Source organism: Paracoccus sp. ME4 (assembly GCF_046736325.1).
Lineage (GTDB): Bacteria > Pseudomonadota > Alphaproteobacteria > Rhodobacterales > Rhodobacteraceae > Paracoccus.
On the sequence record NZ_CP151276.1, the window covers coordinates 605,764 to 624,092 of the forward strand.

The window sequence follows — 18,329 nt, forward strand, 5'->3', positions numbered from 1 at the left end:
CCACCCGGACAAAACAGGAGCATCCGATGGCCCATTACACCGACGCGCTGACCCAGCTGGGCAGCGCCACCCGCCTGCCGCAGCACCCCGACGAGGCCGTGCTGGAGCGTGTCCCGAACCCCCAGCCCGGCCAGACCTATGCCGTGCGCTTCACCCAGCCCGAATTCACCAGCCTGTGCCCGCTGACCGGCCAGCCCGACTTCGCGCATCTGGTGATCGATTACGTCCCCGGCGACTGGCTGGTGGAATCCAAGTCGCTGAAGCTGTTCCTGGGCAGCTTCCGCAACCACGGCGCATTCCATGAGGATTGCACCGTGGGCATCGGTCGCCGCATCGCCGATTTGCTGGAGCCGCAATGGCTGCGCATCGGCGGATACTGGTATCCGCGCGGCGGCATCCCGATCGACGTGTTCTGGCAGACGGGCGCCGCGCCTGCGGGCCTGTGGCTGCCCGATCAGGGCGTGCCGACCTATCGCGGGCGCGGCTAGCCCCGCCAGGATCGCAGCGCCAGCAGGCCCGCGTCGATCAGGTCGCCCAAGCGCGCCAGCAGATGTTCGGGGGCCGGGGCGTCGTGGTCCTGCGCCCGGTCGAGCCGGTCCAGCATCCGCGACAGGCGGCGGCGGTGGAGGCCGGTCATGGCCTGAACCGGGTCCGCGATCAGACCCGCAAACGTCGTGACCAGCGAGCCGGCCACGGCCAGCATCGCCCCGGTCGCCATGACGTAAAGGGGCGACAGCTCGACCGGAAAGGCCCAGTACCAGGCCCGTCCCAAAGTGTCGCCCAAGGCGAAGTCGCGCACCGCCGCGCCGTGGGCGCGCAGTTCGGCGAAGGGCCCGGCCAGCGAGATCAGCCCCGGCGTCGCGCGCTGGAACAGCAGGATGCCGGTCGCCAGCACGATCAGCGAGGTGGTGATCTCGGCTACGGCGTTGCGTGTCTCGACATGGGTGCGGATGGCGCGGGCGATGCGCTCGGGCGGGGCGTCGGGGACCAGGCCCTGCGCCCGCAGGTCGTCGATCAATGCCGTCAGGTCTGCCGCGATCACGCGCGACATGTCGGACAGAAGGAACACCCGCCGCCCGCGCAGCCAGGCCCCGGCGCGCCGCGCGCCAAGCCGCCCGGCGGCCCAGCCCAGCCCCTGAAGGATAAGCGCCACCGGCGCCAGCATCACGTTCAGCGGCGCGCGCAGCAGGTCCGCCCCAAGCGCGTGCCGATGCAGCGCCAGCGTGCCCCGGACCCCGTATCGGCGCGCGACGAAGCGGCGCAGCGCGGCCTCGCGCGGGGTGGCGGGGGTGGACAGGGAGGCGGGGCGCGGATCCATGGCGTGCAGTCTAGCGGCGCGGCCCGGACCGCGCCAGCTTCGCCGCTTGCAGCCATGGGCGGCGGTTCCTATAGAAGGCGGATGGATTTTGCGGCGTTCGGATCTCGAATTAGCAGCCCGGCGGTGTGAGGTTTCATACCGCCGGGTCAGCCTTGTCCGAACCTCTCTCGAAGGAACGCCCCGATGGCCGACGCCACGACGCCCACCGCCCCCGATTACCGCGACACCGTCTTTCTGCCCCAAACCGATTTCCCGATGCGCGCGGGCCTGCCGCAGCGCGAACCCGAATGGCTGGCGCGCTGGGCGCGGATCGGCGTCTATGACCGGCTGCGGTCGACCGCGGCGGGGCGCAAGCCGTTCGTGCTGCATGACGGCCCGCCCTATGCCAACGGGCATCTGCATATCGGCCACGCGCTGAACAAGACGATCAAGGACATCGTGGTGCGGTCCCATCAGATGATGGGCTTCGATGCGCGCTATGTGCCGGGCTGGGACTGCCACGGCCTGCCGATCGAATGGAAGATCGAGGAGAAGTACCGCAAGGAAGGCCGCGACAAGGACGTGGTCGACATGGTCGAGTTCCGACAGGAATGCCGCCGCTTTGCCGACGAATGGGTCGACATCCAGCGCGAGGAGTTCAAGCGTCTGGGCGTGACCGGGGCCTGGGACCGGCCCTATCTGACGATGGACTTCCACGCCGAGGCCGTCATCGCGGCCGAGTTCATGAAGCTGGTGATGAACGGCTCGCTCTATCAGGGGTCCAAGCCCGTGATGTGGTCGCCGGTCGAGAAGACCGCTCTGGCCGAGGCCGAGGTCGAGTATCACGACCACACCAGCCACACGATCTGGGTGCGGTTCAAGTTTCTGGCTGATGCAGCGCCCAAGCAAGTCAACTACAATCCTGACATGCCGTTCGGAGATGACGTCTTCACCAAGCTGGAGAAAGCCAGCGTGGTGATCTGGACGACAACACCCTGGACGATCCCGCAGAACCGCGCGGTCGCGTATAACCCTGACATCGCATACGGTCTCTACGAGATCTTGGCTGCGGATGAGAAGTCCACGGCCGTGGCGGGGGAGTGCATCGTCATCGCGGATGCCTTGGCCGAGACTGTTATGGCGTCGGCAAAGGTGACCGAGTTCGCACGCCTCGCTGATGTGCCTGCCAGCGCATTGGAGGGGACTCTCCTGGCCCACCCCCTGCGCGGGGTCGAGAATGGTGCGGGCGAATGGGATTATGACGTCCCCATGCTGCCCGGCGATCATGTCACCGACGAGGCCGGCACGGGCTTCGTCCACACCGCGCCCAGCCATGGCGATGACGACTATCAGCTGGGCCTGCGTTTCAAGCTGCCGATGACTTACAATGTCGAGCCCGACGGCAGCTATCGCAAGGACCTGCCGATCTTCGGCGGAGAGGCGATCATCGCGCCGGACGGCAAGGACGGCCCCGCCAATGTCAGCGTCATCAAGCAGCTGGCCTGGGCGGGCGCGCTGCTGGCCAAGGGCAAGATCAAGCACTCCTATCCGCACAGCTGGCGGTCCAAGGCGCCGCTGATCTATCGCAACACGCCGCAATGGTTCGCGGCGATCGACAAGCCGCTGGATGACGGCATGGGCGCGCATGGCGACACGATCCGCACGCGGGCGCTGACCAGCATCGACAAACTGGTCAAGTGGTGGCCCCAGACCGGGCGCAACCGCATCCATTCCATGGTCGAGAACCGCCCCGACTGGGTCCTGTCGCGCCAGCGGGCCTGGGGCGTGCCGCTGACCTGCTTCGTGCGCCGCGGCGCCAAGCCCACCGATGACGACTTCCTGCTGCGCGATGCGCGGCTGAACGAGCGCATCGTCGCGGCCTTCGAGGCGGATGGCGCGGATGTCTGGTACAGCGCGGGCTTCAAGCCGCGCATGCTGGAGGGGATCGCGGACCCCGAGGCCTATGACCAGATCATGGACGTGCTGGACGTGTGGTTCGACAGCGGCTCGACCCATGCCTTCGTGCTGCGCGACCGCGAGGATGGCGCGCCGGACGGCATCGCCGACGTCTATCTGGAGGGCACCGACCAGCATCGCGGCTGGTTCCAGTCCTCGCTGCTGCAGGCCAGCGCGACCAAGGGCCGCGCGCCCTATCGCAACGTGGTCACGCATGGCTTCACGTTGGACGAGAAGGGCATGAAGATGTCCAAATCGCTTGGCAACACCATCGTCCCCGCCAAGGTGATCGAGCAATACGGCGCCGACATCCTGCGCCTGTGGGTGGCGCAGGCGGATTACACCGCCGACCAGCGGATCGGCCCCGAGATCCTGAAGGGCACCGCCGACAGCTATCGCCGGCTGCGCAACACGCTGCGCTTCCTGCTGGGGTCGCTGGCGGGGTTCGAGGAGGCCGAGCGCACCCAGCCCGCGCAGATGCCCGAGCTGGAGCAATGGGTGCTGCACCGGCTGGCGCAGCTGGATCACCAGGTCCGCAAGGGCTATGCCGCCTTCGACTTTCAGGGCGTGTTCCAGACGCTGTTCCAGTTCTGCACCGTCGATCTGTCGGCCTTCTATTTCGACGTTCGCAAGGACGCGCTCTATTGCGACGCGGCGGACAGCCCGCGGCGGCGTGCGGCGCGGACGGTGCTGGACCTGCTGTTCCACCGGCTGGTGACCTGGCTGGCGCCGATCCTGCCCTTCACCATGGAGGATGTCTGGCTGTCGCGCTTCCCGTCGGAAGATGACAGCGTGCATCTGCACGATTTCGCGGCCACCCCCGCCGATTGGCTGAACGAGCCGCTGGCCGCGAAATGGGAGCATGTGCGCCGTGCCCGCCGCGTGGTGACCGCCGCGCTGGAGGTCAAGCGGAGCGACAAGACCATCGGCGCCAGCCTGGAGGCCGCGCCGGTCGTCCATGTCGAGGATGCGGAGATGCTGGCCGCGCTGAAATCGGTGGCCTTCGCGGATGTCTGCATCACCTCGGACCTGGTGCTGACCCGCGACCCGGTCCCGACCGAGGCGTTCCACATGGCCGAGGCGCCGGGCATCGGCGTGGTCTTCGAGATGGCCGAGGGCGAGAAGTGCCAGCGCTGCTGGAAGATCCTGCCCGATGTGGGCAGCCACAGGCATCCCGGCACCTGCGCGCGCTGCGACGCGGTCCTGGGATGACGGATGACGACCTGCGCGGGGCCATCCTTGCGCAGGTCGCCCGGCTGCGGCCGGGCACGACCTGCTGTCCCAGCCAGGTGGCGCGCGATCTGGCCGCGGAGTGGCGGCCGCTGATGGCGCCGCTGCGGCGCGTCGCGCTGGAGATGGCGGCGGAGGGGCGCATCGCCGTCACGCAGGGCGGTCGCCCGGCCGGGCCGGACCCGCGCGGGCCGATCCGTCTGGCGCGGCCCTCAGCCTAGACCAGCCACCAGCCGCGCGCCTTCAGCTGATTGCGGATCATCCGCTCCGGCGCGTTGGGGCGGTCGGCGAAGATCGGGCGGACCTTCTGGCGGCCCTTCTCCTGATAGATCAGCTTGCGCGCGGGTTCCCATTCGCGCAGCACGCGCTTGATCTCGCGCGGGGCGACGGCGGCTTCCAGCGCGGCGATGGCCGCGTCGGAATGCTGTGCATAGAGCAGGGGCAGCTTGCGGTAATGGCAGGTGACGTCGCCGTCCAGCCCGTCCAGCGCCGGCCCCGGACGCCCCCCGCCCAGGCTGGCGATCACCACCGGCAGCACGACCTGATCCAGCCACGGCTCCATCACCTGACAGGCCAGTTCGTCCTGCGGATCGTCGCGCAGCGCTAGCGCCCAGTCCAGGAGGCGCTGCCCGAACAGCGCCGGATCGGCCCCGAAGAACCAGCCCGCGTTGAAGTAGAGATAGCGTTCCCAGTGTTCGTCGGGCTGCGACAGGTCCAGCGTCGCGTCGAAGCCTACGCCGAATCGGTCGTAGATCGAGCGCCAGATATCCGCGTAGCCGGGCCCGTAGAGCGGCGGTTTAGGCCAGGTGCCCTCCCGGCGCATCGAGGCGGAGGGGCGGTCGAAATCGAAGCGCACCCGGTCTAGCGGCCCGGTGATCAGCGTGTCCGTGTCGAAGAAGACGAAGGGCTGGTCCGCGGGCAGCAGGGCCATGGCCTCGATCTTGTTGCCCTGCGGATAGGCGGCGCCGAAATGGCGCGCGACGAAGGGCAGGATCTCGGCCCCCATGCCGGTCAGCAGGTCGCGCACCGGATCGGAGATCCGCGTCTCGTGGCCGGCCCAGGCCGCCTCAGGCTGCGGCTCCGCGATCAGCACGCGGCCCGCGAAGTCCGGCGCATGGGCGCGCAGGCTGGCCATGAAGATGATCGCCTCATGCTCCAGCCGCCCCGCCTGGCCGACGATCAGCAGATTGGGATGGATGCGCTTCTTGGACACCGGATGCCCCCTTGCAATGCCGTATCACAGGCATAGCCGCAGGCAGGCCGCATCGAAAGGGTCCGGCCGCCGAAATTTCGGGGGACGTCGCGCGCTGCGGTTCGATCGGGGAGGGGGGAAGTGGTGGGCGACCCTGGAACACCATGGCGACCATTTCCATCAGTAAATGCTGATGTAGGTGTCCCGCATTTTGAGTGTGCGGGACACCTTCCGCCGCGAATCGCTGCATCCTGCGCCCAGGTGCCCGCTCAGGGCTTGGGTTTGGGGGCAGGCTTCGTGGTCGACGGGGCAGAGGCGCGGGGCTTGCTACCCGTCTGAAGCAACCGCTCGCCGAAGGCCTTGCCCGCCTCGAAGGCGCTCTTGCCGTCCTCGATCGTGCGAATCAGCTCGCGCTCCTTCGCCGGGCTGGTGGTGTAGGGCCGAGCCAGCCCGCCGCGCTGATGCGCCACGATCAGCGCGCAGATCGGCGCGACCGCCAGCATGAAGCCGTGGATGCCTTCGGCCGTGGCCCCGGTCAGCGGACCGAGGATGGCGGCCAGGCCGGTGGCGATCGGCTCGGCCGTGCCGTCGCTGACGCTTCCCGCGATCACGTCGATCAGCGTCAGGATGGCCGGGACGATTCCCAGCCAGAAGGACCGCGTGCGGCCGATGAAGATGGGGGCGATGGTCTTGATGCTGTCCATGGTCAGGCTCCTTTCAGCCAGGTGGCGACGTCAAAGCCGGGACAGGCCTTGGCGGCGTATTCGTTGTGGCCGCTGACCCTGCGGATTGCGGTGCGCAGGCTGATCGCGTCGATCATCTGCCGCAGGGTGATGTCCTGCTGATGCGTGAAGTGGTCGGAGAAGCGGTCGGTCTCGGCCGAGCCGTGGCCGCCGATCAGGCAGATGCCGATGGTGCCGCGGTTCTTGACGGCGCCTGCGTGTGCGCCAATGTCCGTTTCCTTGCGGCCGGGCAGCACCTTGCCATCGATATCGATGATCCAGTGATAGCCGATGTCGCGCCAATTCAGCGGCGCGGACGTGTGCCAACGCCGGATCTCGGCGATCTTGTCGGCCAGCGGCCGGCCCTCCATCCAGTCGCGCCGCGTGGCGGCGCAGTGGACGATGATCTCAGTCACTGGGTAGCGCGCACTGCCTTGATGGATCATCGCCCCGCTAACGGGCGTCACGGGCGCGGCGGGGGCCGCTACCGGGGCAGCCTTGCCGCCGGCCGCCAGCCAGCTCTCGGCCGCGGCGCGGGTCTTGGCGCCGAACAGGCCATCCAGCGCGCCTGGCGAATAGCCAAGCGCGTTCAGCCCGGTCTGGATCGACCGGATCGGTTCTCGGGTCATGTCTTGCTCCAATGCGGAAAGACCCGCTCAATGAAAGAGCAGGCTTCGGGTTGACTCTGATTTTCAGGCTGACCTCGGACGGGTCGTTGCGATTTGGACAAGCATATGAGCGCTTGACCGGTCGACGGGGGGTGCGGATACTAAACCCTCACATTCCCGGCCAAGTCATTTTCTCCATCGCTGTCAGGATATTGTCATGAACGAAGAAGACGTAGCTGCCCTTTTGGACGCTATTACCAAGATCGCCGATCAGATCCGCGATCTCAGTGATTATGAAGTTGACATGCTGTTCGCATCAGCTCGCGAAGCTCTCGATGACAGAGAGGAGGATGACCTTCTCGCTCGCTCAGTGCTTTCGGGCATTCGGCTTGGCCGTAGGTCTGCCAGTTCGATCGGGCGAGAACTCCCGGCCTGACCCAGGTTAGATCGTCGGCCCGCGCAGCTGGCTTGCGATCAGCCAGATGTCGTGGATCCGCTGGCAGTGCCGCTCCTCGCCGAAGCGGCAATCCATGTCGCGGACGAACAGGGTCCGGGCCGGCCAAATGGCGGCCGGTTCGCTTGGTGTTTTTTGTCGATTGTTCCGGGTAACTTGGTGCTGCCCTGCGGTCCCAAGTGCTGGGCGGACAGGGGAAGGATTGAAGGCGCGTCGATCAGATCAGGTGCATCGCGCCCCAGGCCGACAGAACGGCGGCCGCGAATATCCACGTACGCCGCTCCTCGCGCGCCCATTGGCGCAGCCAGTCAGGCATTGGGCGTTCCTCCCATGCGGCGGGCGTGGGCGTCGATCGCGCCGAGGATCAGCTTGGCCAGCGACATGCCGGCCAGCCCCGCCGCAAAGCCCGCGGCCCCGGCGGCATCCCCCGTCAGTGCGCCGAACCAGCGCTCCAGGACCACCAGCATCAGCGGCGAGGCATAGAGCGACATCAGCCCTCCGGCCACGACCGACACCGCGCCGTCGCGCAGCTTGCGCCGGTCTGCCATGAGCCAGCGGACGAACCCGCCCGAGACCCCGGCCAGGAAGGCGCGGCCCGCCTCGCCCGCGATCCATGTGGCGCAGGCCGCAAGAAAGAAAGCGATCTGCTCCAGCAGACCCGATGGGGTTTCAGGGGGCATAATGGATCCTTGTGGAATGCGGCCATTGGCCAGAAGAGCAGCGTAGGTGGGCAGGCAGCGCCCGAAAAGCTGGCCGAAGGCTCATCTGCGGCGCCCGATGCCGACCGCCCCGATCGTCACCAGCAGCGCGAGGGCGCCCGCGACGGCCACGCCGCGGTTCCGCCACGCCCCTGCCGCGACCACGGCGCCACAGGCCACCGCAGCCGCATCCACGAGGCTGTCCGCGACGCCGCCGCCGAAGGCCGCGACCTGCACGCCCTCCCAGATCAGCAGATAGGCGGCCGAGGCGATCAGCGCCCCGCGCCATGCCCCCGCCCGCCAGCCGATCAGGGCCGTCAGGAACACGCCAACGAAGGCGTGCCCGAGAAGGGCCGCGCCCCAGGTGTAGGCGTCGGACTGGGCATCCGGGGAAGCCAGCATGAAGATCAGCAACTCCCACATCACAGATCTCCAATCAGGCAGTCAGCCACAAGTTGACCGTTCCGGTCCTGCTCCAGTGGCGTGGGGTGGTTGGACTTGTTGATGCCGCAAACGTCCTCGACGTTGACGACATGCCCGCCCAGCAGCCCGTCCTCATAGATCAAGCCCAAGGGAACGCAGCCGGTGCCAGATGCCAGAGCCGCCGCGCGGGTCGCCGCCCAGGTGCGCTGCGTCATGGCGTGGTTGCTGGCGTTCGTCGTATTGGCACGCGGCAACTCGACAAAGAACACCTGTCGCCCTGCGTCCTGCGCCAGTCCGGCGATGATCTCCATGTCGCCCTGCACCCGAACCGGATCAAGCGTCCTATCGTTCATGCCGGTGGCGATGGCATGGGCATCAGCGTTCTGCGCGATCCACGCCGACAGCCACGCGGTCGGGGTCTTGTCGGGGTTCAGCATTTCAACCACGCCGTAGGTCGCGACAGCGAAGTTGAAGTAGGACAGATTGGACCCCAAGACATAGCCCTTAGCAGTCGCCATCTGGTTCAGCAGCGGCCAGAACCAGCCAACCTTGACGTGATCGGTCACGGAGCCAGGCCGCCCCATCTGAGCGGAAGTGAAACGCGTGATTGCCGCCTGCACATCGGCCTGCAGCGCCTGGCCGGTGAAGTAGTTGCCGAACCGGTCGCGCACGTCGGTGTTGGGCAGAGTGAGAGAGGGCCCCGCAGATTGAACCGCCGTGATGCTGTCACCGGTCACGGCAAGGGAAATGGGTTGGCCTGCCGCATACTTGCCGCGCAGCGCAGGCAATGCAGCCCTGATCGCGGTCCGGTGCGCCTCATAGATCGCCCGCACGCTGTGATGGATGCCGCCGATCAGCGGGCCACGCGCGACCGCCGAATTGATGGCCGTCGCGCCAACTCGCACGCGTGCCAGCGGGATTGCCCCGCCGGGCAGCGCAGGCTGACCATATTCCGGGTCCGTGGTGCGCGCCGTGCCCTGTGCGACTGCCAGAGCGCCGCCTTGGAGGTAGACCGTGTCGTAGCGGGTCAGCCCGGTTCCGGCGGGCGCGACGGTCAGGATTTGGTTATACCGGGTTCCTGCGACTGTGGCGTCCACCAGAACATCAGTCCCGCGCCCGGCTGCCGACAGGGCCGAGATGCCGTTGTCCGCTCCGGTCACGGGCGCGTCAACAGCCACCGTCAGGCCCGGGTATTCCACCTCGTATTGATCGCGGATCGCATTAATGACAGCCGTGTGCGACCCGTCCGTCACCAAGACGCGCGGGCGGCCCATGCGCCCGACGAAGCCGTTGCTTGTGTCGCCTGCCCCGCTGTTGCTGACGCCGAGGAACTGGACGAGGAACTGCGCCTGGCCAGGGAGGCCCCAACCCACAAACCGGCCGTCCAGCCAGCAGCCGATGCGATCACCGGACACTTGGATCTCCAACAGGTGGACGCCCAAAGTGCTGTTCAGCCCGGCGATGTCCGTCACCACCCACGAGCCGGCGTTTCGCGCGATCCGCAGACCGGTCCCGTCGAAGAGCAGGGAAGCATAGACCGCATTGCTCGAAACCGCCCCGCCCAAGACGCTGACCAGCGTGCGGGTCACATCCGCGTCGATCGGCAGGAAAATCCGCTTGCCGTTCAGGTCCAGGGACGATGCGAACTGCAGTCTCTGACCCGCAGCAGACCAAAGACGCCAGCCGGGCGCGGCGTCCTCTACGACGCCGGTCGACGTCAGGTTGAACGAGGTTCCACCGGCTGCGATGTTGTTGAGCGTGTCGGTGGGCACATCGACGAGTATCTGACCGGACCCTGTCCCGAAGTATTGAGCCAAGGGAATGTCTGGCTCTGGGGTCACCCCACCGCCGCCCGCAATCGTCAAGCCCGGATAGGTTGCCCGGTAATATTGACGAACCGCTGCAATATTCGTGCTGTGCGTCCCATCCGTCGCCTGCACCACGATCCGTCCCATGCGACCCAGGAAGCTATTGAGGTCGCTGGCCTTGGTCACGCCCGCGCCAAACCATTTCAGCGGGAACGTGGTGAAGTCGTGGGATGCCGTGCCGACGGAAACGCCGTCTAGGAACACCTCGAAAGCGCCGAGATTTAACTGCAACTCAAGCAAATGCAGGCCCTGTGTGACCGTCATCGCGTTGGATAGGTTGAAGCTGACGTTGGTGTTTGCGATTTTTCCGCCGACTCGAAGCCCAGTTTCATTGAAGATCAGCGAAACCTGGCTGTCAGTCTGATTAAGCCGGTAGCCCATCAGGGCGATCAGATTGCGGCTGACGGATAGGTCGATCGGCATATAGAATCGCTTACCGATGCCTTCGACGATTGAGGCCATTTCGAAAAAGCGACCTGTCGCAGCAAATTGCAACCATTCTGGCTCTGCATCGATAGTCGCCCCTGTCATGGTGGCGTTGTAGGTTGCGCCTCCGCCTCCCGCGTTTGGGATTGAGGTGCCTGACCAAGTGGCGGTGTGGATCAGAACCTCGCCCGCACCTGTCCCATAGATTTCGGAGATCGCCGGCAGCACGACGGGCTTCTGCCATATGCGCTGCCCATTGATGAACAGGCTGGTCTGCTCAACTCCATTGAGGAATGCCCGGCGCTGGTTGCGTAGTGCGATGAAGCTCATGGCTCATGCCTGTCGAGAGAAAGTAGGCGCCCCGGGATTTGCCGCCGAGTAGGCCTGCGCCTCCGCATCGGTGGCGAACGATGCCGCGTTTGGCCCGGGGGCACCTTGGGGACCAGTCGCGCCAGTGGCGCCGGCAGGACCGATGGGCCCGGTGGGTCCCTGCAGACCTTGCGGGCCGATGGGACCTGCTGGCCCGACTGGACCTGCGGGGCCGGCGCTGCCTTGCGGGCCGATTGGACCCTGCGGACCATCCGGCCCGGCTGGCCCGACTGGTCCGGCGGGGCCAGTCGGGCCAGCCGGACCAACTTCGCCCCGCGGACCAACCGGCCCCACCGGTCCCTGCACGTTCCCCACGTTCTCCCATGCCGATCCCGCCCAGACCCACAGGTCGCCGTCGATCAGGTAGCCGTCGCCCGCCGCGCCCTGCGCGGGAAGCTGGCTCTCGCTCTCGAAGCTGCCCTTGATATTCAGGCCCGGCCCTGGCGCGCCGCGCGGACCCACGAAGCCGACGGCGATGTTCACGCTGCTCATGTCAGCAACCCCCAGTGATGTTGAACAGAAGATCAGGTCCGTCGAGAAGCTGGCGGAAGCCGTCGCCCTCGTCGAAGTAGACGGAAACCGGATAGAGCCGGGGCGGCAACGCCAGGGCGGACAGGTCGAACTGCCAGCGGCCGCCCGCCACGCTCCCGGCAATCACCTCGCAGGACGCGCCCGTGTTAATGCGCAACTGCACGGCGTCCCATGGCAGGGCGTTGCCATCGCCATCCGTGAAGGTCATCGCAAAGGGCCCGGTCGCGCCGGGCTTGAAGGTGATCGTCGTCATGGGGTCCTCTCAGGCGACCAGGTCGCGGAACGCTTGGGCGGCGGCCTCAGCCGCCTCGACGGTGGGGGCGACTTCCGCCAGCGCGATATGGCCCAGCCTCACGGTCTCCAGCTGGGCGGCGGCCGCGGTGTAGATGCCGGCGAGGTTCAGGTAGACCTGTGCCACCTCGTCGGCGGTTGTCGCGGTGATCCCTACTTCGGCCGAGATCAGCGGAAACTGCATGGGGTCGGGGTCGGCTGAGGCGACCCATGCGCGCGCCTCTGCCTCCTTCATCAGGTAGAGCGCCTCTTGCCCCGGAATGTCCGTGACGTAGAGGCGACGGATTTGCCCCGCCGCCGCGTTGATCGCGGCGATGGCCGCGAGCCGCGCACCGACCAGCTCGGCCTCTAGGTCGGCAGGCGTGCGGGGGTCAATCCATGCTTCCGACACTCTGTCGAAATGCCAATGGTGACCTTGCGGGCGCGGGGGAATAAATTTCAGATCCCCATCCTTCAGATACAGGATATTCGGGTCCGTCCCGGGCGGCACCTCCCAGAAAATACACCCCTCGTCGAATGCGCCAGGTGGCCTGTTCTGGATCGTAAGATCACCGGTGATGGGATCAAATCGAGCGTAATCCATGAGCCTTATCGCCTCGTCCCAGATACCGTGAGTTGTAAATTTCGCATCCAGAACGACGCTGAGGTGCTGCCAATGTTTGCCCAATTGCTGTTGTAGACATACACCTTGATGTTCGTTGCCCCGTTGCCGCTGGCCGTGCCGGTCAGGTTGACCGGAAACATGGCTTTCGCCTCATCGCTGGCCGCACGAACGCCGAACCGCATGACAACCTGCTGCACGCCGTCGATGACAAGGCGCATTGCGCCGAAAGCGTCCGATGAAGTCGTGCTGTCATAGTACGCGTTGAACGAGGCCAAGAAACCGCCGCCCTCAAAGTCTGGAATTGTCCGATCGAATACCAAGAGCTGATTGCCCTGGCCGTTGCTGGTCGGAACCTGGACGTCGGCTCGCGTAAATAGGTAGGGCACATACAGCGCATCGCCCTTTATGTTGATCGTGTCGATTTCAGCAGTGCCGATCCTGACATTCGCAGCAGTAAGGCTGCTGAAGCGACCATTGATCGCCCGGACGGTGTCCGTCGTGACCATGTCGGCCACGATGCCGCCCGAAACGATCAGGTTCGCCGCATCCATGTTGCGCAGTTCGGGGTATCCGAACCCGGCCGTGCCCGTGTCCGCGCCAGTGGCAGCAGGCCTGTTGGCCAGTTCCATCGCCATCCAGACGCAACCGGCGGGCACCTCCACCTCAACTGTCCGCTCCGACGCCGAGGTACCGTTGAAGACGGATGTGGCAGTTGCCGTGGGCGATCCTGCACCCTGGGCTTCGGTAGCATAGAAGAACACCCGGAACCCGGCCTCGCGACCTCCCGTGAACGCGCGCATCGTCACCTGCGCCTTGATCCGCTGGCCGGGCCGCACCGCCACCTTCCGCGAGATGACGCGGGCGTATGCGCCGGAATTCGCAGGCGTCAGCAAAAGAAGGGTCTCACCGCCCCAAAGTGCTACACCCCCGCCGAACGTCGCCGCATCTCGGGTTTCCGCAGGCGATCCCAGGCCGGTGCCGACCCATGATGCCATGCGCTTGTATAGCGGGTCATGGACCAGCGTCGGGACGCCGACCACGGCGATCTGGTCCGCGAAGACCGAGCCCTCAAGGAGGATCTCGCTTGCGGCCACACGCGCGATGGACGTCGGGGTGTCGCCCGACCCGTCAGCGGCGATCAGATCGATGAGCGACACCGCGCCGCCGGCCTGGGCCTTGATCAGGTACCCCGCGCTGGCATTGCCTTCCAGATCGGCGATGGCCGAACCCTGGGCCGTGATCTTGGCGCTCGTCCCGCCAGCGTTTACCTCCAACTGCTCCAGGAGGACGCCGAACGCGGTCCCTTCCAAGGCATCGACGTCCAACCCCTTGATGGTGGTGATCTCGCCGGACAGTTCGCCCCGGACGCCCTCCGATGCCGTGACGTCGTCGATGCGGATCGAGGCGACGTCGATGGTCAGATCGGGTGACGTCGCCGCGCTGGCAAAGACACCGATCCGAAGCCAGGCCTCATCGGCCAGCGCAGCAGGCACGGTGAAGTCGAGGCTGACGGTCTGAAACTGGCCGGCGGCGGGCGGCCTGATGATCCTGCTGGTGCCGAGGCTTCGAGACACCGAGAAGTCCGAACGGAGCGCGACGAACAGCGCCCGGAGGCGATCGGTGGTTCCGCCGATGTTGGCGACCTTGACGGTTAGGCGAACGACCCTGCCTTCGGTGAATTCGGTGACGCCCTTGGAGATGATGTGCGTGTTGGTCGCCTGTCCGACCGGGATCCGGACAACCGCACCGACCGCAGGGCTGGTGTAATACTGGACGGCGCTGGACAGGTCGCCGACGGCTTCCGGGCTGCCGGACAGCGAGTTGGTCCAGAACTCACCCTCGTTGCGCATGTCGGACGGCAGCAGCCGCCCCGCCAGGCTGTTCGCCCGCGCCGTCAGCGTGCCGACCACCGCGGCGCGCGCAGCCGTCTCGTCGATGATGGCCTGCGCGTTCTCCGCGATCGACGCCTCCAGGCTCGCCGCTGCGGAATAGTCCTCCAGACGGACTCGCCAGAACCGCATGGTGCCGCCAGCCGTCACCAGCCAAGCCGGCGACCATTCGGAGGTCTCGACACCGACCTCGAACTGCAGGTCGATCTGCTGCCATCCCCCGGTGATCGGTCCGGATTGGGCGATCATCCCGCCGGAGGCGTTGACCAGCGCGGCGCGCGCCGTGGCGCCGGCACTGACGAACACCCAACCTCGGATGCGGAAGATGGCGCCGTTCAGGCTGGCCCCGGTATAGACGGGCCCCTCCATCGCGCCCGGTGCCGCGACCTGGACGCTGCGGCCGGTCTGCCCCGGCGGCACGCTGGTGCTGCTGATCGGATCGGCGGCCGCGCCGATGCCGTCCCACAGGCCCACGGATGGCCCGTCGCCGTCCGTTTTGCGGATATAGCTGCTGTTGCTGACCGACAGCTCGACCAGGTCCAACCGCTGCTGGATGCCCTGATCGGCGGCCGTCAGGTCCGTCAGCTTGCCGACGAATCCCTCCACCAGCGCATCATGATCGCTGCGGACGGCATCGGCGCGGGCACGGGCATCCTGGGCCGCCTCGATCGCGGCGGGGATGAGGGCAAGGTCGCCCTCGATCTGGTCGCGCAGCTCCGCGTCCCAGTCCTCCCAGGTGAAGCCGACCTCGGGGGTCGTCACGCTCCGCCACGGGGACCATGCGCCACGCGGCGTCAGGTCTGAGAACAGGCGCGCCTGGAATTCGTAGGTGGTCGACGGCAGCACGTTGAAGGACCGCCAGGCCTGCGCGTCGTTCCACCGGCGTAGCGTGTCGATCACAATCTCAGTCCGGCCCGCAACACGGCCCCGGATCTGGATGCTGGTGACGCCCACCTCACTGCCTACATAGGTCGCGAGCACATCGGGGCGGCGGGCATTGCTGGCCTCGTCGGCGATGGTCGAAGGCGCGACGTTGAACCCGTCCGAGGTCTGCACGAACGGCCGGGGATTCACCGGCGGCGTGATGATCACGGGCCGCTCGAAACCGCTGGTCCAGTCGTAGTCGCTCGGATCGACCTCGCGCAGGCTGACCAGCACGTTCATGCCCGGGGCCTTGGCGACGCTCTCGACCACGAACAGCTTGCTGTCGTACCCGTTGCGCTGGCTGGTCCAGCTGACCATGTCGATGCCTGGCTCCAGCGCATAGGCCGCGGGCGGCAGGTAGAACTGGTGGCGACGCATCCGGCGGAAGTCGCGCACCTGCGAGCGCATCAGCCGCTGCACCTGGCGGGCATAGGGCACCGCGCCATAGGACATCGAGGTCGGCCGATACTCCCCGTCCTCGTCCCGTGCGTCCGCGTCGATGTATTCCGGCGCGTCCTTGCTGGCCCATTTCTCGCCCGGCTCGGGATAGGTCGCGCTGATCGCGTTGAAGGTGTCGCTGACCGGGTTGAAGGGCGAGAAGCTCTGTCCCTCGGTGATCAGGATGTCCGCATCGCTGATGGACAGGACCGCCGACCCCGGCAGGTCGACGATGGGCTTCAGCCGCCCGCCGACCTCGGCGAACTTCATGTTCGCGGCCTTGCCCAGCTCGTCCAGGACCGATGCCGGCTCCATGTCGACACTGATCTCCATCCCGCAGCGATAGCGGGGCTGGGTCGCGCCCGAGGCCAGCGTCACGGGGCGGTCGCAGGCGTTGGCCGCAGCCGTCCATTCCGCGACCGGCAGGCGCCATGCGGCCAGGTTCCTGCCGCCATAGACCCACTCGCTGCCGAAATACACGCCGCGCACGATGTTGTAGGCGATCACGGCCGGGTTCCGGGTCGGCTGCCAGGTCGCAGGATTGCTCCAGCGCTGCGCCCCGCTCCCGCCCGCCGTGCTGTCGGCGCGCCAGTCGTAGAGAGCCAGCGGCTCGGGCTGCCACAGGAAGGTCGGATAGCTGGTGAGGCTCTCTTCCAGGTATTCGGTCGTGACAATGACATAGGCCTTGCCGCGTCCGATCATGCTGGACGTCCAAGGATAATCCGGATCACCGCCAAAGGCCCACATCAGCAAGGGGTCTGCGGAAGTCTGCGTGCCATTGATGAACTTGACCCAGATGCGCGCGTCGTTCGGCGCATCGGACCGGCCCATGTTCGCATAGGGCGTGCCGAGGAACAGCCCGCTGCTCTGGGGGCTCTGGTATTCCGTGACGCCGGTGACATCACCCGGCTGAGTGGAACCATTCACATAGGCGAACCAGCCGTCGTGCGCGTCGCCCGGCTCGTCGTTGATCCAGAGGCGCTGAAGGCCGGACACCGGAAGCGCGCTGATCTCGATGACCTCGGTGATGAAGCGCGTGTTCTTGCCCCAGCTGCCGATGTACTTGCGCTTTCCGGCGGTCGCATAGTCGCCGACCACGAAGGACAGGGGCAGGCTGTCGCCCATCTTCACGTCGAAGCTGACATTGGCCCCGCCCGCGCCCAGCTTCGGGCCGAACAGCGCGTTGCCGATGGCGCTGAGGCCGAGGCCGACCACGAACTGAGTGGCGGCCAGCGCCGTCGCGGCGCCGATGCTGAAGGTCGCAGAGACCCAGGTCGCGATGGCCGTGACTGGGTCGGCATGCGCCGGACCCGCGAAGCCAGCCGCCAGGGCGGTGCTGATGAGCAGCAGTTTCTTCATGGATCAGCCGACCTTGAATGCGCGGATCATGTCGGCACGCGGGCGGCGCCCGTGGCCCTCCGGGGTCATCACAACCAGCCCCGAGGCATCGACCATGCAGAAGGCCTGCCCGAACGGGCCGTCGGCCTCGATCACGCCGATGTCGCCCAGATCTGCGCGCGAGGGATGGATCTCGGGCAGCTGCTGCGCCGCGAAATCGGCCAGGGTCGCAGCGCCAGCATCGGCCAGGATCTTCGCCGCGGCGCGCGGTCCCGCATAGCGGCCGCGATAGCCGCCCGCCAGATCGACCCCGGTCAGCGCCTCGACGATGGTCGCCGCAAAGCCGATCGCGCAGTCCTGCCGCCCCCAGGCAAAGGGCGTGCGGCGCTGGCGGTCCATCTCGGCCGCCAGGCGGGCGCGCCAGTCGTCGCGGCGGGTCAGGTGCTGCATCATTGGTCCTTCTTGTACCACTGGATCTTCCGGGCCTGCACCGAGGCCGAATACTTGCTGAACTCGTCGCCCGCCTGCCGCCGCTTCTGGTGGCTGTCGGACGACTTGGCCGGGTTCACGGCCAGCAGCTGCGACATGATCGCGGATCGGACGGTCAGACCGATCCGCCCGTCGCCGCCCGCCTGCGGCGTGGCGATCTGGACGTCGTCGACGATGCCGATCCATTGCAGCTGGGGGATGCTGGCCAGCGCGCCGCCGACGCGGCTGGTCGCGTGGATCTCGACATAGGCCAGCCGGACATCAGTGCCTCGCACCAGCTGCTGGGTTGCTCCGGCGATCTGGCTCATGCTGACCGTGACCGGCTCGTCGGTCAGGTCGGCCACGGACTTGAGACTGTCGACCTCGAGGTTGACGCCGCCCAGGTACTCCCGCGACGCTGTCCCACCGTTCGGTGTCTCTACGCTGAATGCCGCATCCTCGTCGCCGGACCACAGGCCCATGCTTTCGATCGCGCCGGTCGCGCGGTTCCGGGCCTCGATCCAGACGAAATAGACCGGGGCAATGCCCGCGTCCCGCGCCGCCTGCAGCGCGGTGATGAGAGAGGGGGATAGGGTCTGCATG

Annotated in this window: 16 protein-coding genes; 4 read left to right on the plus strand and 12 right to left on the minus strand. The window is 66.9% G+C overall.

The genetic code is table 11. The features are described 5' to 3' along the window. Nucleotides 1-26: 26 nt before the first annotated feature. Nucleotides 27-488 carry a preQ(1) synthase gene (gene queF, locus AACG61_RS03050; RefSeq protein ID WP_411838553.1) on the plus strand — a complete coding sequence of 154 codons (462 nt, stop codon included), beginning with the start codon at nt 27-29 and terminating at the stop codon, nt 486-488. Here queF and AACG61_RS03055 read toward each other — a convergent pair. Continuing rightward, the gene (locus tag AACG61_RS03055) at nt 485-1,318 is read right to left on the minus strand and encodes a DUF6635 family protein (RefSeq protein WP_411838554.1); all 834 of its coding nucleotides are present in this window, start codon (nt 1,316-1,318) and stop codon (nt 485-487) included. The genes queF and AACG61_RS03055 overlap by 4 nt on opposite strands. Nucleotides 1,319-1,501: 183 nt before the next feature. On the opposite strand from AACG61_RS03055, the gene ileS reads away from it, so the two are divergent. After that, the gene (gene ileS / locus AACG61_RS03060) at nt 1,502-4,465 is read left to right on the plus strand and encodes an isoleucine--tRNA ligase (RefSeq protein ID WP_411838555.1); all 2,964 of its coding nucleotides are present in this window, start codon (nt 1,502-1,504) and stop codon (nt 4,463-4,465) included. Continuing rightward, nucleotides 4,462-4,704, plus strand: a complete 243-nt coding sequence (locus tag AACG61_RS03065; protein WP_411838556.1) for a DUF3253 domain-containing protein — start codon at nt 4,462-4,464, stop codon at nt 4,702-4,704. Before ileS ends, AACG61_RS03065 begins: the two co-directional genes overlap by 4 nt. On the opposite strand, the gene AACG61_RS03070 is transcribed toward AACG61_RS03065, so the two are convergent. The 3 genes from AACG61_RS03070 to AACG61_RS03080 form a co-directional block, all read right to left on the minus strand. Next, on the minus strand, nt 4,701-5,696 hold the full coding sequence (locus tag AACG61_RS03070) for a hypothetical protein (protein WP_411838557.1): 996 nt from the start codon (nt 5,694-5,696) through the stop codon (nt 4,701-4,703). The genes AACG61_RS03065 and AACG61_RS03070 overlap by 4 nt on opposite strands. Before the next feature lie 248 nt (nt 5,697-5,944). Continuing rightward, the gene (locus tag AACG61_RS03075; protein WP_411838558.1) at nt 5,945-6,379 is read right to left on the minus strand and encodes a hypothetical protein; all 435 of its coding nucleotides are present in this window, start codon (nt 6,377-6,379) and stop codon (nt 5,945-5,947) included. A gap of 2 nt (nt 6,380-6,381) precedes the next feature. Continuing rightward, nucleotides 6,382-7,026 carry an N-acetylmuramoyl-L-alanine amidase gene (locus AACG61_RS03080; protein WP_411838559.1) on the minus strand — a complete coding sequence of 215 codons (645 nt, stop codon included), beginning with the start codon at nt 7,024-7,026 and terminating at the stop codon, nt 6,382-6,384. 196 nt (nt 7,027-7,222) lie between these two features. On the opposite strand from AACG61_RS03080, the gene AACG61_RS03085 reads away from it, so the two are divergent. Beyond that, on the plus strand, nt 7,223-7,441 hold the full coding sequence (locus AACG61_RS03085) for a hypothetical protein (protein ID WP_411838560.1): 219 nt from the start codon (nt 7,223-7,225) through the stop codon (nt 7,439-7,441). A gap of 326 nt (nt 7,442-7,767) precedes the next feature. Here the strand turns inward: AACG61_RS03085 and AACG61_RS03090 are convergent, their stop codons facing one another. The 8 genes from AACG61_RS03090 to AACG61_RS03125 form a co-directional block, all read right to left on the minus strand. Beyond that, complete coding sequence (locus tag AACG61_RS03090) at nt 7,768-8,139, minus strand: hypothetical protein (RefSeq protein WP_411838561.1); 372 nt, start codon at nt 8,137-8,139, stop codon at nt 7,768-7,770. An 81-nt stretch (nt 8,140-8,220) separates the two neighbouring features. Next, nucleotides 8,221-8,580, minus strand: coding sequence for a hypothetical protein (locus AACG61_RS03095; RefSeq protein ID WP_411838562.1), 360 nt, complete (start codon nt 8,578-8,580; stop codon nt 8,221-8,223). Next, entirely contained in the window at nt 8,580-11,204 is a 2,625-nt protein-coding gene (locus AACG61_RS03100; RefSeq protein ID WP_411838563.1) for a hypothetical protein, read from the minus strand. Before AACG61_RS03100 ends, AACG61_RS03095 begins: the two co-directional genes overlap by 1 nt. A 532-nt stretch (nt 11,205-11,736) precedes the next feature. After that, on the minus strand, nt 11,737-12,027 hold the full coding sequence (locus tag AACG61_RS03105) for a hypothetical protein (RefSeq protein ID WP_411838564.1): 291 nt from the start codon (nt 12,025-12,027) through the stop codon (nt 11,737-11,739). A gap of 9 nt (nt 12,028-12,036) precedes the next feature. Next, nucleotides 12,037-12,648, minus strand: a complete 612-nt coding sequence (locus AACG61_RS03110) for a hypothetical protein (protein ID WP_411838565.1) — start codon at nt 12,646-12,648, stop codon at nt 12,037-12,039. A 5-nt stretch (nt 12,649-12,653) separates the two neighbouring features. Beyond that, nucleotides 12,654-17,135: a hypothetical protein gene (locus AACG61_RS03115; protein WP_411838566.1), complete on the minus strand. Its 4,482-nt coding sequence runs from the start codon at nt 17,133-17,135 to the stop codon at nt 12,654-12,656. 147 nt (nt 17,136-17,282) lie between these two features. Then, the gene (locus AACG61_RS03120; RefSeq protein ID WP_411838567.1) at nt 17,283-17,711 is read right to left on the minus strand and encodes a DUF6950 family protein; all 429 of its coding nucleotides are present in this window, start codon (nt 17,709-17,711) and stop codon (nt 17,283-17,285) included. Further along, the gene (locus AACG61_RS03125; protein WP_411838568.1) at nt 17,708-18,328 is read right to left on the minus strand and encodes a hypothetical protein; all 621 of its coding nucleotides are present in this window, start codon (nt 18,326-18,328) and stop codon (nt 17,708-17,710) included. Before AACG61_RS03125 ends, AACG61_RS03120 begins: the two co-directional genes overlap by 4 nt. Nucleotide 18,329 lies beyond the last annotated feature (1 nt).

Excerpts from the sequence above, each read along its gene's own strand:
- AACG61_RS03120 (WP_411838567.1), bottom strand. The coding sequence starts at position 17,711 with ATGATGCAGCACCTGACCCGCCGCGACGACTGGCGCGCCCGCCTGGCG.
- AACG61_RS03095 (WP_411838562.1), bottom strand. The coding sequence starts at position 8,580 with ATGTGGGAGTTGCTGATCTTCATGCTGGCTTCCCCGGATGCCCAGTCC.
- AACG61_RS03110 (WP_411838565.1), bottom strand. The coding sequence starts at position 12,648 with ATGGATTACGCTCGATTTGATCCCATCACCGGTGATCTTACGATCCAG.
- AACG61_RS03080 (WP_411838559.1), bottom strand. The coding sequence starts at position 7,026 with ATGACCCGAGAACCGATCCGGTCGATCCAGACCGGGCTGAACGCGCTT.
- AACG61_RS03105 (WP_411838564.1), bottom strand. The coding sequence starts at position 12,027 with ATGACGACGATCACCTTCAAGCCCGGCGCGACCGGGCCCTTTGCGATG.
- ileS (WP_411838555.1), top strand. The coding sequence starts at position 1,502 with ATGGCCGACGCCACGACGCCCACCGCCCCCGATTACCGCGACACCGTC.
- queF (WP_411838553.1), top strand. The coding sequence starts at position 27 with ATGGCCCATTACACCGACGCGCTGACCCAGCTGGGCAGCGCCACCCGC.
- AACG61_RS03125 (WP_411838568.1), bottom strand. The coding sequence starts at position 18,328 with ATGCAGACCCTATCCCCCTCTCTCATCACCGCGCTGCAGGCGGCGCGG.
- AACG61_RS03085 (WP_411838560.1), top strand. The coding sequence starts at position 7,223 with ATGAACGAAGAAGACGTAGCTGCCCTTTTGGACGCTATTACCAAGATC.
- AACG61_RS03055 (WP_411838554.1), bottom strand. The coding sequence starts at position 1,318 with ATGGATCCGCGCCCCGCCTCCCTGTCCACCCCCGCCACCCCGCGCGAG.
- AACG61_RS03075 (WP_411838558.1), bottom strand. The coding sequence starts at position 6,379 with ATGGACAGCATCAAGACCATCGCCCCCATCTTCATCGGCCGCACGCGG.
- AACG61_RS03090 (WP_411838561.1), bottom strand. The coding sequence starts at position 8,139 with ATGCCCCCTGAAACCCCATCGGGTCTGCTGGAGCAGATCGCTTTCTTT.
- AACG61_RS03100 (WP_411838563.1), bottom strand. The coding sequence starts at position 11,204 with ATGAGCTTCATCGCACTACGCAACCAGCGCCGGGCATTCCTCAATGGA.
- AACG61_RS03065 (WP_411838556.1), top strand. The coding sequence starts at position 4,462 with ATGACGGATGACGACCTGCGCGGGGCCATCCTTGCGCAGGTCGCCCGG.